Source organism: Streptococcus sp. KR, assembly GCF_002238115.1.
GTDB lineage: Bacteria > Bacillota > Bacilli > Lactobacillales > Streptococcaceae > Streptococcus.
In genome coordinates, this window is the sequence record NZ_NGVM01000177.1 from 1 (window position 1) to 385 (window position 385).

Genomic DNA, 385 nt, shown 5'->3' on the forward strand with positions numbered 1-385 from the left:
TGTATCAAGCGCTGGAGCGAGAAAATGCTAAGGTTAAACACCAGGAGGCAGAGGCTGTTTTATTGGTAGAGGAACTGGATAAAAAGAATGTAGTGGTGTACCAAGAAGATATCTATTTGCCGTTTGAGGGAATCGCAGATAGCCTCTTCCTGAAGCCTGGTACGTTGAATAAACAGGAGGCTGCACCAAAAGAAGCAAAAAAATCTTTCTTTAAGCGCCAGCCAAAAACAAAACATCTAGAGAAGACTCCTGAAGAGAAAGTTGAAGTCTCTTCCTTGAAACATGAAACTCCCAAACCTCGAACTTCTTCTAAACGCTCTTTTTGGGTGTATTTAGGAAGAGTTTTGGTGTTATTGAGTCTAGTAGGAAGTCTGACACTTGCTGG

The 385-nt window shown here is 41.8% G+C and carries 1 pseudogene; it reads left to right on the top strand.

What is annotated here, in order from left to right:
* A pseudogene (locus CBI42_RS11490) lies at positions 1 to 385 on the top strand (hypothetical protein); the annotation flags it as partial.